We start from the raw sequence: 17,460 nt of genomic DNA, 5'->3' as shown, positions 1-17,460 counted from the left end.
TTATTTTATTTTAATTGTTTTAATTTTTGTTTAAGTTTTAGATTATTTGGTTTTAATTTTAAGGCCTTAACGTATCCTTGTTTGGCTTTGTTAAATAGCCTTAGATTAAAGGCTATATCCCCATAATGTTCCCAAATGGTAGGATCATCTTTTACTTTGTCTACCGCTTGTTGGATTATTTTCCATGCTTTTTGATATTTTTGTTGTTTAAAATAAACCCATGCTAAGGAGTCAAGATAATATCCATTTTCAGGATCAAGTTTTAGAGCTTCTTCTATTAAGACTTTTGCTCTATCCAAGTCTTTACCTTCTTCTGCTAAAATATAGCCTACAAAATTTAGAGCTGGATCATAATCTGGATAAAGAGAGATTACCTTCTGCATTAACCTAAGAGCTTGCTCCCGTTTTTTTAAGTGTTCTAGAATTAAAGCCTTGCGATATAGTAATTCTTTTTCTTTAGGCCATATCTGAAGATATTTGTTGATTTTTTTTAAGGCTGTTTTATATTGGTTGGTTTGTTCAAAAAGATTTATTTCAAGAATAACAAACTCTTTGTCTTTAGGGAAAAAAGATAAAGCTTTAGAGAGAATTTCTTTAGCTTTTTTAATTTTATTACTATCTAGTAGCATTTGGATTTTAAATTTCAGAGCTCTATTATAATATTTACTTTTTTTATCTATTTTGTTTAGCCAATAAATGCTTTTATCTATATTTTTATCTTTTTCATAGTATAATAAAGCATAGAAAAAGTATATCCTATCTGAATATCCATTTTGTTTTACAATATCATCCAATAATTTATTTGCTATGTTGTAATATTTATAATCTATGAAATCTAAAACAGCATTTAATTTATTATCTAAAGATAAATTATATTTTTTGATGAAGTTAAGTGCTCTTTTAGAATTGTTTAACTTTAGATTTAACTTTATAAGTCTTAAAATTAATTGTTCATTATTGTTTTCTTCTTGAAGAAGTTTTGAGTATACTTCTTCTGCTTCTGCATATCTTTTTGTACTTTCATAAATATAAGCTAACTCTGCCCATGCTTGAAAAAAGTTTTCATCCTTTTTTAAGGCTTTTTTTAGATAATTTTCAGCTTTTAAAGCCATTCCTAGTTCAAAGTTAGCTCGTCCTAAATAATAGAGAGTTATTTTAGTGTGTTGAGAAGCAGGAAGTTTTTGAAGTAAATCTATTACCTTGGTATAGTTTTCTGTTTCTATATAAATAGCAGCAATTTCAGGATAAATAGAATAGTCTTTGGGGCAGAGTTGCAAATAAGTTTCAAGAGTGGTCTGGGCTGATTGAAAACGTTTTTCTGCTAAATATGATTTAGCAAGAGAGAGGTAAAGATTCTTTTCTTTTGGCCATTTTTGAATCCCTTGTTTTAAGATGTTGCGGGCTTTTTCAAATTTTAAATTTCTCCAATAAAAGTTGGCTACTTCTAAGTAAACATAGGGACATGGTGCAAGAGATAGTAATTTATCAGCTTGTTTTTTTGCTTCTTCAAATAAACCTTTTTCCTCTAGCCTCCAAAATTTAAGAAATGTATATATTTTTTGCGCTTTTGGTGTTAGAGGTTGGGAAGAGGAGGTAGCTTTATTTACCTGTTTAGCACAGGAGAAACATAAGGATATAGTTAGAATAAAAAGTATTAATTTACGCATAATTCTCCAGTTGGTTGAGAGTTTGATACATATATTTCCCAATATTGAGACCACACTCAATTATTTCTGGACCAAAGTGCATGCCAGTATTGGTGCGAAAAGTAGTGTTTATTTTAGAAATAAAGTCTAATGCCTGAGGAAGTTTGTTTTTTAAGTCTAGTGGAGACCATTCTTTTGTAGTAGAGATTTCCCATAAAGTTGTTGTGAAGTTATCTGGCCCCCAGCGAAATTTATCTGCATCGTATAATACAGCACTAATTATTTCTTGATATTCATCCTTTGGTTGTTTTTGAGAAGAGAATGCCTCATGTTCTTGAATAGCAAAGGCAATACTTTGCTTTTCCACTGTATCCAAAGGATATTCTTCAAGTATTTTTAAACTTAGTTCTGCTCCTTTTTGAGCATGATTGGGTTCATATCTGCAAATATCATGGAGTAGGCCTGCTATTTGAGCTAAAAGAAACAGTCTTTTTACTGTTTTTTGAGGTAGTTTTTTACATTCTAGTAGGATGAGCGTGCTTGCATCAATAGCTACTTTTTTAGCATGGTCAATGCCATGACCTGTTTTGTCTAGCAAAAAAGGTAAAACATCTTCTCGCAATCTATATATTAAAGGATTATCAAAGAAAAATGCATGAGATTGTCTTTGCTCTTTTACAAAAAGAGTATAAAATTTAGGCATATTTTGGCTTGCTATTTTTTTAGCCTCTATTTTTAACTGTTCAAATATCTTATGCATCTAAAATCCAATCCTTAGAAAAGTCAGAAATTTCTTCTTTTAAGTGTTTTTTGATTTTTTGGAGTAATCTAGCTTCAATTTGGCGTACTCTTTCTCTAGTAATTCCGTATTTTTCTCCAATTTCTCTTAGGGTTAAAGGATTTTCTGCAAGTAGTCTTAATTCTAGAATGTCTTTTTCTTTTTCATTTAACTTAGGCAAGAGTGTTTTTAATTTTTCTTGAAGAATATTGGCGGTTTCTTCTTGAAAAAGTTTTTCTTCAATAGTTCCTTCTAATGCGGGAATGACATGCAGAGGAGTAAATTCTTCATCATCATTTAACGGCATATCCAGAGAGAGGTCTTGTTGTCCCATTCGTTTTCCCATTTCTATGACTTCTTTTTCTGAGACATTTAAGTTTGAAGAAATGGTTTCCGCGTCAGGCACAATACCCATTGCTTCTAGGCGTTGTTTTTCTTTGTTTAGGTTATAAAAGAGCTTTCTTTGGGCTTGGGTTGTTCCGATTTTTACCATCCGCCAGTTATCCATAATAAATTTCAAAATGTAGGCCTTTATCCAAAAGGATGCATAGTATGAGAATTTAATTCCTTTATCTGGATCAAATTTTTGGACTGCTTTCATAAGCCCAATATTGCCTTCTTGAATGAGGTCTAAGATATTTTGCATCCATCTTCTTTGAAAATCCATAGCAATTTTTACTACTAGACGAAGATTAGATGTAATAAGCTTAAAGGCAGCTTCTTGGTCATTTTTTTCATGATATCTTTTGGCTAGTTCTATTTCTTCTTCTGGAGAGAGTATAGGAAAATTATTAATTTCTTTTAAATATAAGCTAAGGCTATCTTTTATTTGAGGATAGCCACCTTTGTTCGTTTTTAGTTTTAATGATTTTTCAGGAAGAGTTTGGGGTAATTTTTGGCGAGAAAAGTTCATAAAAAATTTATCCTAAGTTGTTTGTTAATAGGGAGAGTATATTTTTTATTTGTCCTTTGCAAGGTTTTACACTATGAAAACCCAAATACATGTTGGTTTAATATAATAAACTAAGATTTATTGTTGTTAAAACAAAAATGGGATTTGTCTAGGCTTAATGTAAGAAAGTTAAGTATTTTTAAATAGGTAAGATTTATGAAGTTTAGAGAAATTTTAAATTCAGATGAGTTTATTCTTTTTGATGGCGGGATGGGTACTCTTTTACAGGGTCAAGGACTTCCTCCGGGAGAAATGCCAGAAATTTTTGCTCTTTGTAAACCAGAAGTCATTGTAAATGCTCATTTAGCTTATGTTCAAGCAGGCTCAAAGGTGATTACTACTAATACCTTTGGAGCTAATAGATTTAAACTTCCCTCTAAGTACAATGTGTTTGAAGTAAATAAAAAAATGGCATTGTTAGCTAAAAAGGCAGTTCAAGGGAAAGCTTTAGTTGCAGGAAGTGTAGGGCCTACAGGGAAAATGCTTAGACCTCTAGGAGATGTGGACTTTGAAGAATTAGTCGATGCTTTTGAAGAACAAATAAGAGGGCTTGTCGCAGGTGGAGTAGATTTGATTTTAGGAGAAACTCATTTTGATTTAGCTGAGGCTAGGGCTGTAGTTGTGGCTGCAAGACGGGTTGATGCTTCTTTTCCTATTGGTATTTCTATGACCTTTGAGGGAAATACTTCTCTTACAGGCACAACACCTACTGGTTTTGTCTTAACAATGTTGAACATGAATGTCGATTTTATTGCTATTAATTGTAGCCTTGGGCCTAAGGAACTGCTCCCTATTGTTCAGGAAATGTTAGAAGTATCTTCTACGCCTATTTTAGTGGAACCAAATGCAGGATTACCTGTTTTGGAGGATGGGAAAACTGTTTTTAAACTGGAACCAGAGCCTTTTGCCTTTCAAATGCTTGAATTTGCTAAAATGGGGGTGAAATGTCTTGGTGGATGCTGTGGGACGACTCCTCAACATATTGCCTCTTTAAGAGAATTACTGAGTTCTCTTAAATTTCAAAAGAATTCTGCGCATACTTCGTTTGCTCTTACTTCAAGGTCAAAATATGTATTTTTTGGTTTTGAACATAAACCAGTGTTGATTGGAGAAAGAATAAATCCTACAGGCAAGAAAATTCTTACAGAGGAGTTGCAAAGCGGGAACTTGCACTATGCTCTTGAACTTGGAGAAGAGCAGTTAGAGGCAGGAGCTAAGGTATTAGATGTAAATGTTGGTGCTCCCTTAGTTAAAGAAGATAAAATATTACCAAGGTTAGGTTTTGAACTTGTTAAACGATTTGATCCTATTCTTTGTTTTGATTCAACAAATTTTTTGGCTATTGAGAAAAGTTTACAGATTTACCCTGGTTCTCCATTGATAAATTCTATTAGTGGAGAAAAAGGAAGACTAGAAAAACTTGGGCCTTTATGTAGAGATTATGGAGCCCCTTTTATTTTGTTGCCTTTAGAGGGGAAAAAACTCCCTGTTACTTCTAAAGAACGTATAGCTATAATAGAAAAGATGATAAAGAAATGCCTAGATTTAGGTATTTCTAAACGTCTTATTTTGATAGATGCCTTGGCTTTAACTGTATCTTCTAAACCAGAAGCAGCAAAAGCCTGCTTAGAGGTAATAAAGTACTGTACTAGACAAGGATTCCCAACAACTTTAGGCCTTTCTAATATCTCTTTTGGTCTGCCTGCCAGGGAATTAATAAATTCAACATTTTTGGCTATGGCTATCGCAAATGGTCTTAGTAGCTGTATTGTTAATCCTAATTCGTCTAAGATTTTAGAGATATTTTATACTACTAATCTATTGTTAAATAAAGATAAACAAGCCAAAGAGTTTGTAAATGTGTTTTCAAATTGGCAAGTTGGAGAGTCTAGAGTAGAAAAAAAAATTTCCAAACAAAGAATAATTTCAAATGCAAAAGATGCAGTTATTGCAGGAGATAAAGAGAAATTAATTGAGATTTTAAAAAGAGAAATAGAACATAAAAGTGGTTTTGCATTATTAAATGAGGAATTGATTCCTGGAATTACAGAAGTGGGAGAGAAATATGAGAAAAGAGAATATTTCCTTCCTCAACTTCTTTTAAGTGCAGAGGCTATGCAAGAAGGAGTGGCCTTTTTAGAACCTTGGTTAAAAAAAGAAAGTGGGAGAAGAGGGCCTAAAATCGTAATGGCTACAGTTGAAGGTGATATTCACGATATAGGTAAGAACATTGTGTGTTTAATGTTAAAAAATCATGGGTTTGAGGTTATTGATTTGGGGAAGGATGTGCCAGCCACTAAAATAGTAGAGGTTGCTAAAAGGGAGAAAGCAAAGATTATTGGGCTTTCTGCTCTTATGACTACCACTATGGTTAGAATGGAAGACACAATTAAGTTAGTTAAGGAACAGAATTTGGACTGTAAAGTTATTGTGGGAGGAGCTGTAGTAACTCAGGCATTTGCTAAAAAAATAGGTGCAGATGGTTACTCAGAGGATGCTGTAGCAGCAGTTAAATTAGTTAAAGAGCTTATTACTAATGCCAAGGAGGAAGCTTTTAATTGAGGAAGTTTGTTTTAGTTTAGGAGGATATATGAGAAGATTTTTTATATTTTGTGTGATAATAAGTTTTATCTTGAGTTCTAGTGTAACCCTTAAAGCTAAAGAGATTAAAATTGTGAAGTCAGGTGATGTGATTTCAATGATTGCCACAGCCAGAAGCCAACTTGTTTTAGTTAGTTTTTGGGCAAGTTGGTGTCCACCTTGCAGAATGGAAATACCAGGTTTAATAAAACTTAGAACAGTATATGACCAGGCAGAGCTTTCAATACTTGGAGTTTCTTTGGATGAAAGTCCAGCTATGTATTTGAACTTTATAAATAAAGTAAATTTTAATTATCCTGTTTTTTTAGGAAGAGGTGATGTCGTTCGTGTTTTCGAGGTTAGTGGTTTACCTAAATTAATAATTTATAATCAAAATGGACAAAAGCTTTATGTTCATGAGGGATATATTTCTTTTGATGAGTTAAATAGAAAAATAGGAGAGCTTTTACAGTGAATTCCCTTTATATTCGCAAAGCTAGGATAAAAGATGTTAAGGCAATTCATGGTTTGCTTATGGATTATGCTAATGAGGGTTTACTTTTGCCAAGATCCTATAGTGAGTTGTATTCTCAATTAAGAGATTATTTAGTTTTGGCAGAGAGAACCACAGAAGATATTTATGGATGTTGTGCTTTGACTATTGTTTGGGATAATTTGGCAGAGGTTAGGTCTTTGGCTGTGCGCAGAGATAAGCAAGGGTCTGGTTGGGGAAGAAAATTAGTTGAGATGTGTCTTAGTGAAGCAATTACTTTAGGTATTTATAAGGTTTTTGTGTTAACTTATCAAAAGAATTTTTTTGCTCACCTTGGTTTTAAGGTAGTGGATAAAAATGTTTTACCTCAAAAAGTATGGGCAGATTGTCTTAAATGCCCAAAGTTCCCAGAATGTGATGAAATTGCAATGTTAATAGAGATGTAATATTTTTTACATGGAGGAGACTATGAAGCTTATGCCTGTGTTTACTTCTGAAGCAATTTCTAAACGCGTAAAAGAATTAGGAGAACAAATTACTCAAGATTATAAAGAGAAGGATTTAATTGTTGTTTGTGTTTTAAAAGGAGCTTTTATGTTTTTTGCTGACTTAGTGAGGGAGATCAAGTTAGATTTAGAAGTAGATTTTGTTCGTCTTTCAAGTTATGCAAATAAGACTAGTAGTTCTGGAAAAGTGGTGTTTTCCAAAGATATAGAGATTTCAGTAGAAGGAAAACATTTACTTTTGGTAGAAGACATTGTTGATACAGGCCATTCCATGGCTTATTTAAAAAAAGTTTTGACAGCTCGGAAGGCAAAAAGTGTGAAAATTTGTGCCTTAATTGATAAAAGAGAACGTAGGGAAATAGATGTTCAGGTAGATTATGTGGGATTTTCGCTGGAAAAAGGATTTATTGTTGGTTATGGGCTTGATTATGCAGAACAATATAGAAATCTTTCTGGAGTGTTTGAACTTAAGTTTAATTAAAAGGGGGAAGTTAGATGATAGTTGAATGCCCCGAGTGTAAAGTTAAATATAATTTGCCAGATGATAAGGTAAAGGAAGGAGTAAAGTTAAAGTGTTCTAAATGTGGTCATATTTTTCCATATAAGCCAGATAAGCCTGATGAGCCTGTTGATGATAAACTAGAGCTTGATGAAATAGATGATACTGCTATCCCTGAAGAGGAATCAGTTTCTTCTGGTTTGACTGTCCAGTCTGATAAAAAATATAGAGTAAATATAGAGGAAGCCGAAGAGGTAAAAAAAGATAAGAAGATAAATAAGAAAAAAGTATTTATCATTGTTTTTCTTACTGTTGTTTTGATTTTGATAGGTATTGCTGGATACTTATTTTATCCTCAAATCAAGTCATGGATTTTTCCTACTTCAGGAAAAGTAGAAAGTAAGCTCAATAAGAAGCAATTAGAAGAAAAGGTTAAAAATATTGCTTTAGAAAATGTAAAACAATATTTTGTAAAAAATGAAAAGATTGGAGAGTTATTTGTTATAGAGGGAGAGGCAGTTAATAATTTTAATCAAACAAAAGAATTAATAAAAATTAGAGCAACTATTAGTGATGATAAAGGGAATATAATAGAAAAAAAAGAATTTTTAGCTGGCAATAGTGCTTCTTTGTTTCAATTACAAATGATGAGTAAAGATGAATTAGAAGGAGTTTTAAACTCAAAAATTGGCATCTTGACTAATAATACCTTTGTTAAACCAGGTGGAAGAGTTCCGTTTATGGTTGTTTTTTATAATCCTCCTGAAAATGTACAAGAATTTGGTTTAGAAGTTATAGATGTAAAAAATCCACCTAAAAAGAAATAGCCTTGGCAAAAGAAAAAAAGCAATATATTTGCAAAAAATGTGGTAGTAAGTTTTTAACCTGGTATGGACAATGTCCTAATTGTGGGGAGTGGAATTCTCTTCAACAAATCTTTTTTTCTAAAAAACATTCTTCTATTCAGAGTAATCGTTTAAATGATTTAAAAATTTCTACTCCTATTTGTTCTCTTGATAAAAATTTACCTCAAGAGGAAGTATATTTTTCTACAAAAATAAAAGAGATAGATACCTTTTTAGGAAAAGGTCTGGTAAGAGGAGGAGTGTATTTATTAGGAGGAGAGCCTGGAATTGGCAAGTCTACTTGGCTTTTACAACTTGCAGGTTTTTTAGCTAGAAAAGGGTTAAAAACAATTTATATAAGTGGCGAAGAATCTTTGGCTCAGGTTAAAAGTAGAGCTAATCGCTTAGGCATTGAATCAGAAAATTTATATTTTTTTTATAGTCTTAGTTTAGAAGAAATAATGTCTATTTTAAAACAAGGCTATGATTTTGCTGTAGTTGATTCTGTTCAAACTATTACTAGTTCTAATTTAGAATCTGTTGCAGGTAGTCCTTCTCAAGTTAGGGAAGTGACATTAGAATTGATTTCTTTAGCAAAATCTAGTGCTTTATGTTTATTTTTAGTAGGCCATGTAACTAAAGACGGTACTATTGCTGGACCTAAGCTTTTAGAACATATGGTTGATTGTGTATTGTACCTAGAGGGAGATAGAGAGCATCTTTTTAGAATTTTAAGAGTAGTGAAAAATAGATATGGGCCTGCTGATGAAGTGCTTATTTTAGAAATGAAAACAAATGGGTTAGAAGTTGTTAAAGATCCAGCAACATTTTTTCTCCAAGATGGAGAGAAATCATTTAGTGGCCAGGCCCTTACCCTTACCTTAGAAGGTCAAAAGGTTTTAGCAGTAGAAGTACAGGCTCTTGTTAATAATTCTTTTTTAGCTATGCCTCGCAGGGTCTCTCAGGGAATAGACCAAAACCGTTTAAACTTACTTCTGGCTGTAATAGAGAAAAAAATTAGGATAAACCTTAAAGATAAAGATGTATATGTTAAGATTGGTGGAGGATTGCAAATAAAGGAACCTGGCCTGGATTTGGCTTTATGCGCAGCAGTGCTTTCTTCTTTTTATGATACTTCTCTTCCCAAAGGGAGTGTATTTTGGGGAGAGATAGATTTAAATGGTCAAATTAGAAATGTTTTAGGACATGATCTTAGAATGCGCCAGGCTAAACGACTTGGATATGCCCCTATTTTTGCCCCTAGTAAGGCTTTAAAGTCTTTGGAAGATATGCATAAAATATTATTTGCTTAATAGAAATTTAAGATAAGAGGTAACAGATGAAAGACCTTAAGCTTCGGATTATTTTAATTACAGCGGCCTCTGCTATTTTCCTTATTTTTCATTTAATTGCTTATATCTATAATATGAATGTGTTTAAAGAAGAATTAAATTCTTTAGAACGGGCTCATGATTTTATGGAAGATGTTCTTGAACTTAGAAGATATGAAAAGAATTTTGCTTTTGGTATAGATGTAAATGATTTAAGTGAAGTTTTGCTTTATATTAGTAAAATAGAAAAAGATTCAAATGAATTTATGCTAAAACAGAAATTTCCAGAATGTAAAAAATGCATTGTTGATTTAAAAGAAAAACTTGCTGAATATAAAAAAATTATCACTGAAGTAAAGAATAAGAAAAAACCTAATGTGAATAAAATAAGAGAACTTGGTCACGAAATATTAACTATTGCAAAAAAAATACTTTCTGTAAATAAGGTATATGTCAATAAATCTTTAAATAGGCTGTTATTAATACCTTCTGTTTTGATGTTTTTATTTGGTACTTTATTAATAATTTTTTTAATTTTCATAACTTATACTTTATTAAAACAGATAAAATTTATTCAAGAAACAACCATTAGAATTGCTAATGGTGATTTTAGTTATATTCCTACAGTAAAAGATAGAGTGTCTTCATTTGCGCCAATTATAGAGGCTTTTAACTTGATGATAAAAGAGCTTGAAGCAAGAGAAAAAGATCTACTTCAGGCCAAAAAATTAGCATCAGTAGGTACATTGGTTTCTGGAGTGGCTCATGAATTAAATAACCCATTAAACAATATTTCTCTTACTGCTGAGATGCTTGTAGACGAATGGAAGGATTTGTCTGTAGAAGAACGAGAAGAAATGCTTTCAGATATAATAGAAGAGGCAAGACGAGCTAGTACGGTGGTAAAAAATTTGTTAGATTTTTCAAGAAGTAAGTTAAAAGATGCAGATGAAAGTTTAGACATTCAAGAGGTGGTTAAATCTTCTTTAAAATTGGTCAGAAATCAACTTATGATTTCTAATATTCAATTAATTACTGAATTCAAAAAGGATATTCCTAAGATAAAGGGTAATTATGATAATTTAAAACAAGTTTTTATAAATTTGTTTTTGAATGCAATTCAGGCAATGCCCGAGGGTGGTTATTTAAAGATTAGTACAAAGGAAACAGAATTAAATGGAAAGCGATATGTTGAAGTAGCTGTGGAAGATAGTGGAGTAGGTATGCCACCTGATGTTTTAGATAGAATATTTGATCCATTTTTTTCTACCAAACCAGTGGGTAAGGGTACTGGATTAGGGCTTTCTATTGTTTATGGAATAGTAAAAAAGCATGGCGGAAAGATAAGAGTAGAGACAGAAAAAAATAAAGGAACTACTTTTTTTGTCTATTTTCCTTGTGAAGAAGACGCGTAATTTAATGATGTTATGTGAGAAAGAGAGATTTTTATATGTTGCCTAAAATAGCTATTTTAGATGATGATAAAATTTTTTGTAAGCGGGTAACAAAAATTATTCAGAGTAAATTTTCAATTCAAACTGATGTTTTTTATAATGGTGCTGATTTTTTAGCTAAATTAGAAAAACGAGATTATGATTTATTGTTTTTAGATTTAGGGCTACCTGATATAAATGGTTTTAAAATTTTAGAATATCTTACTCGTCTTCAAAAATCTATAGAAATTGTTATTGTTACAGGAGATTCTACAATAGATAATGCTGTAAAAGCAATAAAACAAGGCGCGTGTGATTATTTAGTAAAACCTGTGTCTAAAAATAGATTAGAATTAACTGTGGGTTCTCTTTTAGAAAAAATAAAATTAAAACAGGAAAATGCTTTTTTAAAACAAATTGTTGCAAATAGATCTCAGAATAATTTTATTGCTACATGTCCTAAGATGGTTGAAATTTTAGATATGGTTAAAAAAATAGCACCTTTAAATTGTAATGTTTTGCTACAAGGTGAGACTGGCACTGGTAAAGAAATGATTGCTCATATGATTCATGAGTTGAGTACAAGGGAAAAAGGTCCTTTTGTCGCTATAAATTGTGGAGCGTTTACAGAAGATCTGATTGCCAATGAGCTTTTTGGACACGATAAAGAAGCATTTACAGGAGCAAGTTCTAGTAAGAAAGGATTATTAGAGGCTGCTCATAAAGGAACAGTTTTTTTAGATGAAATAGGGGATATGCCTCTTAAACTCCAAGTAAAGTTATTAAAAGTTATAGAAGAAAGAAGAATCTATAGATTAGGTTCTACCAAACCAATTGATTTAGATATCAGAATTATTGCTGCTACAAATAAAGACTTAAGAAAGTTAGTAGACGATAATAGATTTAGAGAGGATTTATTTTTTCGCCTAAATGTTGTTACCTTACATTTACCTAGACTTTCTGAAAGAAAGGAAGATTTAAAACCCCTTATTTTTCATTTTATTACTAAATACAATACAAAGTTTGGCAAGAATATAAAACGACTTTCAGAAGAAGCATATACAATCTTGCTCAATTACGATTTTCCTGGAAATGTTAGAGAACTGGAAAATATTATCCAACGTGCTGTGGCTCTTGCAGATGGAGATGAGATAAAAGCAAAACATTTACCCTCAGATTTAACTCTTGTTAATTTAGATAAAATAGATAGTGATGTGTTATTGTCTTTAGAAGAAGTTGAAAAAAAACATATTAAAAAGGTTCTTGAATTTACAGGATATGATAAAAAGACTGCTGCTGCAATTTTAGGATTACCTAAAACTACTTTATGGAGAAGAATAAAAAAATTTAATCTCAAATCTTCTTAAGTTAGATAAGCCTATCTGATTCTCTTTCTTTTGAATATAATATAGCTAATAGTTCTATTTTTATCTTTTAATTAAAAGAGTTTTTATCTTAAACCGCGTTTGCGGTTTCATTTTGAAATTAAGCCTTAGAAATGAAACAATCCTAAATTGTTATAGGGATTCATTGCCTTTTTTTCTTTTCTTATTCCCCTTTTTATTTTTTAGGGTTTCATTTTGAAATTTTCTTTATTTTTCTTTTTTAAAAAAGTGTAATTATTTTAATATGTTGTGTTTGGCACAATATATGCCATCGTAAGGTCCATGACAAAAATATTAATCCCTTTTTTAAATGGTAAGATTGATTTGTGGCTTATTTTTCATGGCATGCAGGTGGCAGAACGTACGCAAGGACAAATTTATTTTTTAGATATTGTTCCTAAAGAGAATATAAAGGTAGGTGTTTCTACCTATCAGGGAAAAATTAAAAAAATGTTAAATAAAAAAGTAAAGGAGGTGAGAAGTGTTTACTGTAAAAGTAGTGGTAATTTCAAAGAAGAGATTGTGAATTTTGTAAAGCAGAAATCTATAGATATTGTTATTTTAAGTTTTACTAATGAAGATAATACTGAAGTTGTAAAAATAGCAAAAGAATTGAGGTATAAATATGGATGTGAGTTAGAAATTGTAAAAAAATATGAAAGGAGAGAATAAAATATGTTACATATGTATTTGCCAATAGCAGGTAACAGCGTAAATATTTTAATAGTTTTTGGATTAGGAGGATTAGTAGGTTTACTTTCAGGAATTTTTGGAGTTGGTGGTGGTTTTTTAATGACACCTTTACTTATTATGTTTGGTATTCCTCCAACTGTTGCTGCAGCTTCAGATTCTAATCAGATTGTAGGTGCATCAACTTCTGGAACCATTGCACATTATAGGTTGGGTAATGTAGATGTTAAAATGGGTATGTTATTATTAATAGGAGGTGTTGTTGGTGGAGATATAGGGGTACATATTATTAAAGTCTTAAAAGCCCTTGGGAATGCAGATTTTTTAATCAATATTACTTATGTGATAATGCTCGGTGTTGTTGGTGGATATATGTTTGTAGAGAGTTTACAGTCTCTTAAAGGTGGGAGCAATTCTATTGCTACCTCTAAGGAACCAAAAGAATCTTTGTATGCCAAGTTAATGAAAACCTTGCCTTTTCAAACAAACTTTCAAAAATCTGGGATTAAAATGTCTGCTTTAATTCCTCTTGGATTAGGCGTGTTTGTAGGCATTTTGGCTGCTATTATGGGAGTTGGAGGAGGATTTATAATGGTTCCTGTAATGGTTTATTTGCTTAGAATGCCCATGCATGTAGTAGTTGGTACAAGTCTGTTTCAGATCCTTTTTACCTGTATTAATGTTACGGTTATGCAAGCATATTCTAACCATACTGTTGATTTTGTATTAGCTGTTTTACTTCTTTTAGGCTCTACTATTGGTGCTCAATTTGGGACTAGAATTAGCAAGAATTTAAAAGGCGATCAATTAAAGATAATTTTGGCTAGTATTGTTATTTTAGTAATGTTGAAGATGCTATATGGCCTTTTGAGTAGACCAGAAATTCTTTTAGCTTATGCAGGAGGACACTAGAAATGTTAAGATTTAGATTTAATATAATATTAGTTTTATCTCTTTTTATTTTTAATTTTTACTCTATTGCTGCACATGCTTTTTTGCATAATCCAAGAGAAATAAATATCAATACAACATTTAATGGAGCTAAGCTCTATGTTAGTGGAGAAGTAAATAGCAATAATAATGTAGTAGTAGAGGTGTTAGGAAGCGATAAGGAAGAAAAATTTAAACAAAAAGGTAAAGTATGGGGTATTTTTTGGATGACTGTTGGTCATTATGCCTTTAAGGGAGTTCCTTCCATTTACTTAATGTATTTGCCAAAATCTCTTTCCCATCTATCTCAAGAGAAGTTTGATGAATTAAATCTTGGTTATAAGGAAGTTTATTCTAGACTAGAGATTAATCCTATTCCAAAAGATAAAAAAAGTCTTTTTAATGAATTTTTAAAATTAAAACAAAGAGATAAATTATATGGTATATATCAAGATCAAGTGACTTATAGTAATATCACGGCTGAAAAGAAAAAATATCATGTTGAGGTTCATCTCCCTTCTCGTATTGTCCCTGGTGTTTACACTATTAAGGTTTATGAGGTGACCCCTGACTTAAAGATTGTAAAAACAGAGTCTGATAATTTTCAGATTAAATTAACAGGATTTCCCGCATTTATAAGTAATATGGCCTTTAATCATAGTTTAATCTATGGTATACTATCTGTAATAATAGCAATTTTTGCAGGTATTTTTATGGGATTTTTATTTAAAGATAAGGGAGGAGCTCATTAATTTTTAAAAAGTCTTTATTGAGTTTTAATTTTTGTTTTAAAAAATAGATTTTACATAATTTTCCGGGGGATTCATGTTTAAAAATATTTTGAGTTTTTTTTCTAAAAAAGGAGGGCCTAAGGGTCCTCCTTTAAGAAAGCTTTTTATTCACTTTCAACGTCTTATTCGAGCGAATAATAGAGCTTTGGAGATTATGTCAGAAATGGGAGAAGTCTTAAGTGGAGAGTATATTTTTGATAGTAAATTTATTTCTGATAGGACTTTGGAACTTTTAGATAATGTATATAAAATGATTTCAAACTTAGACTTTATTTCCCCTGGAAAATATAGAGAATTATTTGATAAATATGCTGAAATAAAGGATGGCTTGCAAGAAGAGTTAAAAGGAAATGTATATATTCCTGATTACAATTATACTATATTTTATGAGGATATAGAAGAAGGAATGGATGATGTTGTGGGAGGAAAAAATGCTTGTTTGGCACGAATTAAAAATGTTTTGGGTTTACCTACACCAGAAGGATTTGTGATTACTACTCAAGGATATAAGTTTTTTGTACATGCAAGTAAACGCTCTGAGAGAATACAAGAGATATTAGAATTATGGAGAAACAAAAAAATTGATCTTAATGATGCTTCAAAACTTTTACAAGAGGAAATTTTACAGGTTGAGCTTACTGATGATTTTGAAGCAGAAATAAAACAATCAATTCAAGAGTTAAAAAATAAACTAAATGTAGATGAATTATATTTTGCAGTTCGCAGTAGTTGTATTGGAGAAGACAGCGAACATTCTTTTGCTGGTTTATATTCTAGTTTTTTAGGAGTAGATGAGAAAGGTTTGATAGAAGCTTATAAAAAAGTATTAGCTAGTACTTACTCTAGAAGAGCTATGGAATATAGACGAGATAAAGATTTTGGAGAAAGAGAGATTGCTATGGCAGTTGGATGTCAGGTGATGTTAAATCCTAAAGTGAGTGGAGTAGTTTATACTTTAGATGTCAGTGAGAATAAACTAGATAGGATGGTTATTGCAGCTATTTATGGCTTGGCAGTTGATATTGTAGGAGGAAGAAGAGAGGGAGACGTATTTTATGTCCAAAGAACTTTTCCTTATGATATTTTGGGGATGAATATAGGAATAAAACAACATACTACTATTTTTGATACTAATACAAAAAGATTAATAGAAAGCGAGGTAGAAGAAAAATATGTAGATAAAGCGTGTCTAGATGAAGATAAAATTAAGACACTTGCTTGTACTGCATGCAAACTTGAACGTTACTTTAAGCATCCGCAAGATATAGAATTTTGTTTTGATCAAAATGATAATCTTATTATTTTGCAATCTCGTCATTTAAATTTAGGGGATGTGGTATTACATTGTGATTTAAAAGAGAAACAAGATAACTTGGAAATAATTTTTGCTCAAAAAGGTAATATTGTTCAGCAAGGAATTTGTTTTGGGGAAGTCCTTAAAGTTTCTAAAGATTTAGATATAGATTCACAGGCACTACATGACAAAATTTTGGTAGCAGAATATCCTTCTCCTCGTTTGGCCAGATTTATAAAATATGTAAATGGAATTATTACTGATAGGGGATCTCCAGTAGGACATCTGGCTACAATTGCAAGAGAATTTAGAGTTCCTATGGTTGTAAATACAAAAATTGCTACTAAAGTCCTTCAAGATGGTGAAGAGATTACTTTAAATGCTACTGATAATATAGTTTATAAAGGTCTTTTGAAACATATGTGTTATTATGATTTTGTGGAAGATAAGTTTGAAGAAACTAGAGAATATAGAATTTTAAAGCGTATTTTTCAAAAAGTATCTCCCTTAAACTTGATAGAAGCAGGAGATAAAAATTTTAAGGCAGAAAATTGTAGAACTCTTCATGATATTATTCGTTTTATTCATGAAAAGGCTGTGCAAGAGTTAATAGAAAAAAATTATTATGCTAATGTAAACGGAGATAGCTCTGCTAAAAAATTAAAAACAGCAATTCCTTTGGACTTAATTATTATAGACCTTGATCAGGAATTCCCTCCAGACCTGAAAGAGGTTGATATAAAAGATGTATCTTCTTTGCCTTTGAAGACTTTTATAAAAGGAGCTTCTTATTCTAATATTTGGTCAAGAGAACCTATAGGTGTTGATTTTAGAGGATTTATGTCTAGTTTGAGTAGAACATTTTCTCCCCATTTAGCTGATCCTAAATTTGTAGGTCAAAATTTAGCTGTAGTATCAAAGGAGTATGCAAATATAAGTTTGCGGTTAGGTTATCATTTTACCATGTTGGATACGTTGGTTAGAGAGAATGCTTCTGATAATTATATTTATTTTCGATTTTTTGGAGGAGTTACAGAGAATGAAAGAAGAAGCAGAAGAGCAAGATTAATTGAAAAGATACTATTACAGAATGATTTTCTTACTACAGTAAAAGGTGATTTAGTAATAGGAAGGTTAAAAGGTATGATGAAAGAATATATTTTAAAGAAAATTTTTATTTTAGGTGTTTTAGTATCTTATACCAGACAATTAGATGTAAAATTAATAGATGAAAAGAAAATAGATTATTTTTTAGAAGATTTTAGTAGTATTATTAAAAATGTAGAGTAAAATATTTTTATATATTT

At 31.2% G+C, this 17,460-nt stretch carries 15 protein-coding genes; 12 read left to right on the top strand and 3 right to left on the bottom strand.

What is annotated here, in order from left to right; genetic code table 11:
- Positions 1 to 5: 5 nt before the first annotated feature.
- From BLP60_RS04535 to BLP60_RS04525, 3 genes are read right to left on the bottom strand one after another with little or no spacing between them, the layout of a single operon-like run.
- On the bottom strand, positions 6 to 1,667 hold the full coding sequence (locus BLP60_RS04535) for a tetratricopeptide repeat protein (protein ID WP_092064129.1): 1,662 nt from the start codon (positions 1,665 to 1,667) through the stop codon (positions 6 to 8).
- Positions 1,660 to 2,406: an HD domain-containing protein gene (locus BLP60_RS04530; protein ID WP_234970952.1), complete on the bottom strand. Its 747-nt coding sequence runs from the start codon at positions 2,404 to 2,406 to the stop codon at positions 1,660 to 1,662. Before BLP60_RS04530 ends, BLP60_RS04535 begins: the two co-directional genes overlap by 8 nt.
- Positions 2,399 to 3,337, bottom strand: a complete 939-nt coding sequence (locus BLP60_RS04525) for a sigma-70 family RNA polymerase sigma factor (protein ID WP_092064126.1) — start codon at positions 3,335 to 3,337, stop codon at positions 2,399 to 2,401. Before BLP60_RS04525 ends, BLP60_RS04530 begins: the two co-directional genes overlap by 8 nt.
- Positions 3,338 to 3,532: 195 nt before the next feature.
- On the opposite strand from BLP60_RS04525, the gene BLP60_RS04520 reads away from it, so the two are divergent.
- The 12 genes from BLP60_RS04520 to BLP60_RS04465 all read left to right on the top strand — a co-directional run bounded on the left by BLP60_RS04520 (position 3,533) and on the right by BLP60_RS04465 (position 17,443).
- Positions 3,533 to 5,938, top strand: a complete 2,406-nt coding sequence (locus BLP60_RS04520; protein WP_092064123.1) for a homocysteine S-methyltransferase family protein — start codon at positions 3,533 to 3,535, stop codon at positions 5,936 to 5,938.
- 28 nt (positions 5,939 to 5,966) lie between these two features.
- Positions 5,967 to 6,431 (top strand): TlpA family protein disulfide reductase, encoded by a 465-nt coding sequence (locus BLP60_RS04515; RefSeq protein WP_159427684.1) that lies wholly within the window; start codon positions 5,967 to 5,969, stop codon positions 6,429 to 6,431.
- Positions 6,428 to 6,895, top strand: coding sequence for an N-acetyltransferase (locus BLP60_RS04510; protein WP_092064117.1), 468 nt, complete (start codon positions 6,428 to 6,430; stop codon positions 6,893 to 6,895). Before BLP60_RS04515 ends, BLP60_RS04510 begins: the two co-directional genes overlap by 4 nt.
- Before the next feature lie 22 nt (positions 6,896 to 6,917).
- Positions 6,918 to 7,436, top strand: coding sequence for a hypoxanthine phosphoribosyltransferase (gene hpt / locus BLP60_RS04505; protein WP_234970951.1), 519 nt, complete (start codon positions 6,918 to 6,920; stop codon positions 7,434 to 7,436).
- 14 nt (positions 7,437 to 7,450) lie between these two features.
- The gene (locus BLP60_RS04500) at positions 7,451 to 8,281 is read left to right on the top strand and encodes a DUF3426 domain-containing protein (protein WP_092064112.1); all 831 of its coding nucleotides are present in this window, start codon (positions 7,451 to 7,453) and stop codon (positions 8,279 to 8,281) included.
- A gap of 2 nt (positions 8,282 to 8,283) precedes the next feature.
- Positions 8,284 to 9,612, top strand: coding sequence for a DNA repair protein RadA (gene radA, locus BLP60_RS04495; RefSeq protein ID WP_092064109.1), 1,329 nt, complete (start codon positions 8,284 to 8,286; stop codon positions 9,610 to 9,612).
- A 26-nt stretch (positions 9,613 to 9,638) separates the two neighbouring features.
- Positions 9,639 to 11,045, top strand: a complete 1,407-nt coding sequence (locus BLP60_RS04490; protein ID WP_092064106.1) for an ATP-binding protein — start codon at positions 9,639 to 9,641, stop codon at positions 11,043 to 11,045.
- Positions 11,046 to 11,080: 35 nt separating this feature from the next.
- Positions 11,081 to 12,430: a sigma-54-dependent transcriptional regulator gene (locus BLP60_RS04485; protein ID WP_092064103.1), complete on the top strand. Its 1,350-nt coding sequence runs from the start codon at positions 11,081 to 11,083 to the stop codon at positions 12,428 to 12,430.
- 300 nt (positions 12,431 to 12,730) lie between these two features.
- Complete coding sequence (locus BLP60_RS04480) at positions 12,731 to 13,120, top strand: hypothetical protein (protein ID WP_092064100.1); 390 nt, start codon at positions 12,731 to 12,733, stop codon at positions 13,118 to 13,120.
- Positions 13,121 to 13,123: 3 nt separating this feature from the next.
- Positions 13,124 to 14,050 (top strand): sulfite exporter TauE/SafE family protein, encoded by a 927-nt coding sequence (locus BLP60_RS04475; RefSeq protein WP_092064097.1) that lies wholly within the window; start codon positions 13,124 to 13,126, stop codon positions 14,048 to 14,050.
- A 2-nt stretch (positions 14,051 to 14,052) separates the two neighbouring features.
- Positions 14,053 to 14,820 carry a TIGR02186 family protein gene (locus BLP60_RS04470; protein WP_092064094.1) on the top strand — a complete coding sequence of 256 codons (768 nt, stop codon included), beginning with the start codon at positions 14,053 to 14,055 and terminating at the stop codon, positions 14,818 to 14,820.
- A gap of 73 nt (positions 14,821 to 14,893) precedes the next feature.
- Entirely contained in the window at positions 14,894 to 17,443 is a 2,550-nt protein-coding gene (locus BLP60_RS04465) for a PEP/pyruvate-binding domain-containing protein (protein ID WP_092064091.1), read from the top strand.
- The last annotated feature ends 17 nt before the right edge of the window (positions 17,444 to 17,460 follow it).

Source organism: Desulfonauticus submarinus, assembly GCF_900104045.1.
In the GTDB taxonomy this organism is placed as follows: domain Bacteria; phylum Desulfobacterota; class Desulfovibrionia; order Desulfovibrionales; family Desulfonatronovibrionaceae; genus Desulfonauticus; species Desulfonauticus submarinus.
This window is presented reverse-complemented; position numbering and strand designations above follow the sequence as displayed.

Excerpts from the sequence above, each read along its gene's own strand:
- BLP60_RS04535 (WP_092064129.1), bottom strand. The coding sequence starts at position 1,667 with ATGCGTAAATTAATACTTTTTATTCTAACTATATCCTTATGTTTCTCC.
- BLP60_RS04530 (WP_234970952.1), bottom strand. The coding sequence starts at position 2,406 with ATGCATAAGATATTTGAACAGTTAAAAATAGAGGCTAAAAAAATAGCA.
- BLP60_RS04525 (WP_092064126.1), bottom strand. The coding sequence starts at position 3,337 with ATGAACTTTTCTCGCCAAAAATTACCCCAAACTCTTCCTGAAAAATCA.
- BLP60_RS04520 (WP_092064123.1), top strand. The coding sequence starts at position 3,533 with ATGAAGTTTAGAGAAATTTTAAATTCAGATGAGTTTATTCTTTTTGAT.
- BLP60_RS04515 (WP_159427684.1), top strand. The coding sequence starts at position 5,967 with ATGAGAAGATTTTTTATATTTTGTGTGATAATAAGTTTTATCTTGAGT.
- hpt (WP_234970951.1), top strand. The coding sequence starts at position 6,918 with ATGAAGCTTATGCCTGTGTTTACTTCTGAAGCAATTTCTAAACGCGTA.
- BLP60_RS04500 (WP_092064112.1), top strand. The coding sequence starts at position 7,451 with ATGATAGTTGAATGCCCCGAGTGTAAAGTTAAATATAATTTGCCAGAT.
- BLP60_RS04490 (WP_092064106.1), top strand. The coding sequence starts at position 9,639 with ATGAAAGACCTTAAGCTTCGGATTATTTTAATTACAGCGGCCTCTGCT.
- BLP60_RS04485 (WP_092064103.1), top strand. The coding sequence starts at position 11,081 with ATGTTGCCTAAAATAGCTATTTTAGATGATGATAAAATTTTTTGTAAG.
- BLP60_RS04480 (WP_092064100.1), top strand. The coding sequence starts at position 12,731 with ATGACAAAAATATTAATCCCTTTTTTAAATGGTAAGATTGATTTGTGG.
- BLP60_RS04475 (WP_092064097.1), top strand. The coding sequence starts at position 13,124 with ATGTTACATATGTATTTGCCAATAGCAGGTAACAGCGTAAATATTTTA.
- BLP60_RS04470 (WP_092064094.1), top strand. The coding sequence starts at position 14,053 with ATGTTAAGATTTAGATTTAATATAATATTAGTTTTATCTCTTTTTATT.
- BLP60_RS04465 (WP_092064091.1), top strand. The coding sequence starts at position 14,894 with ATGTTTAAAAATATTTTGAGTTTTTTTTCTAAAAAAGGAGGGCCTAAG.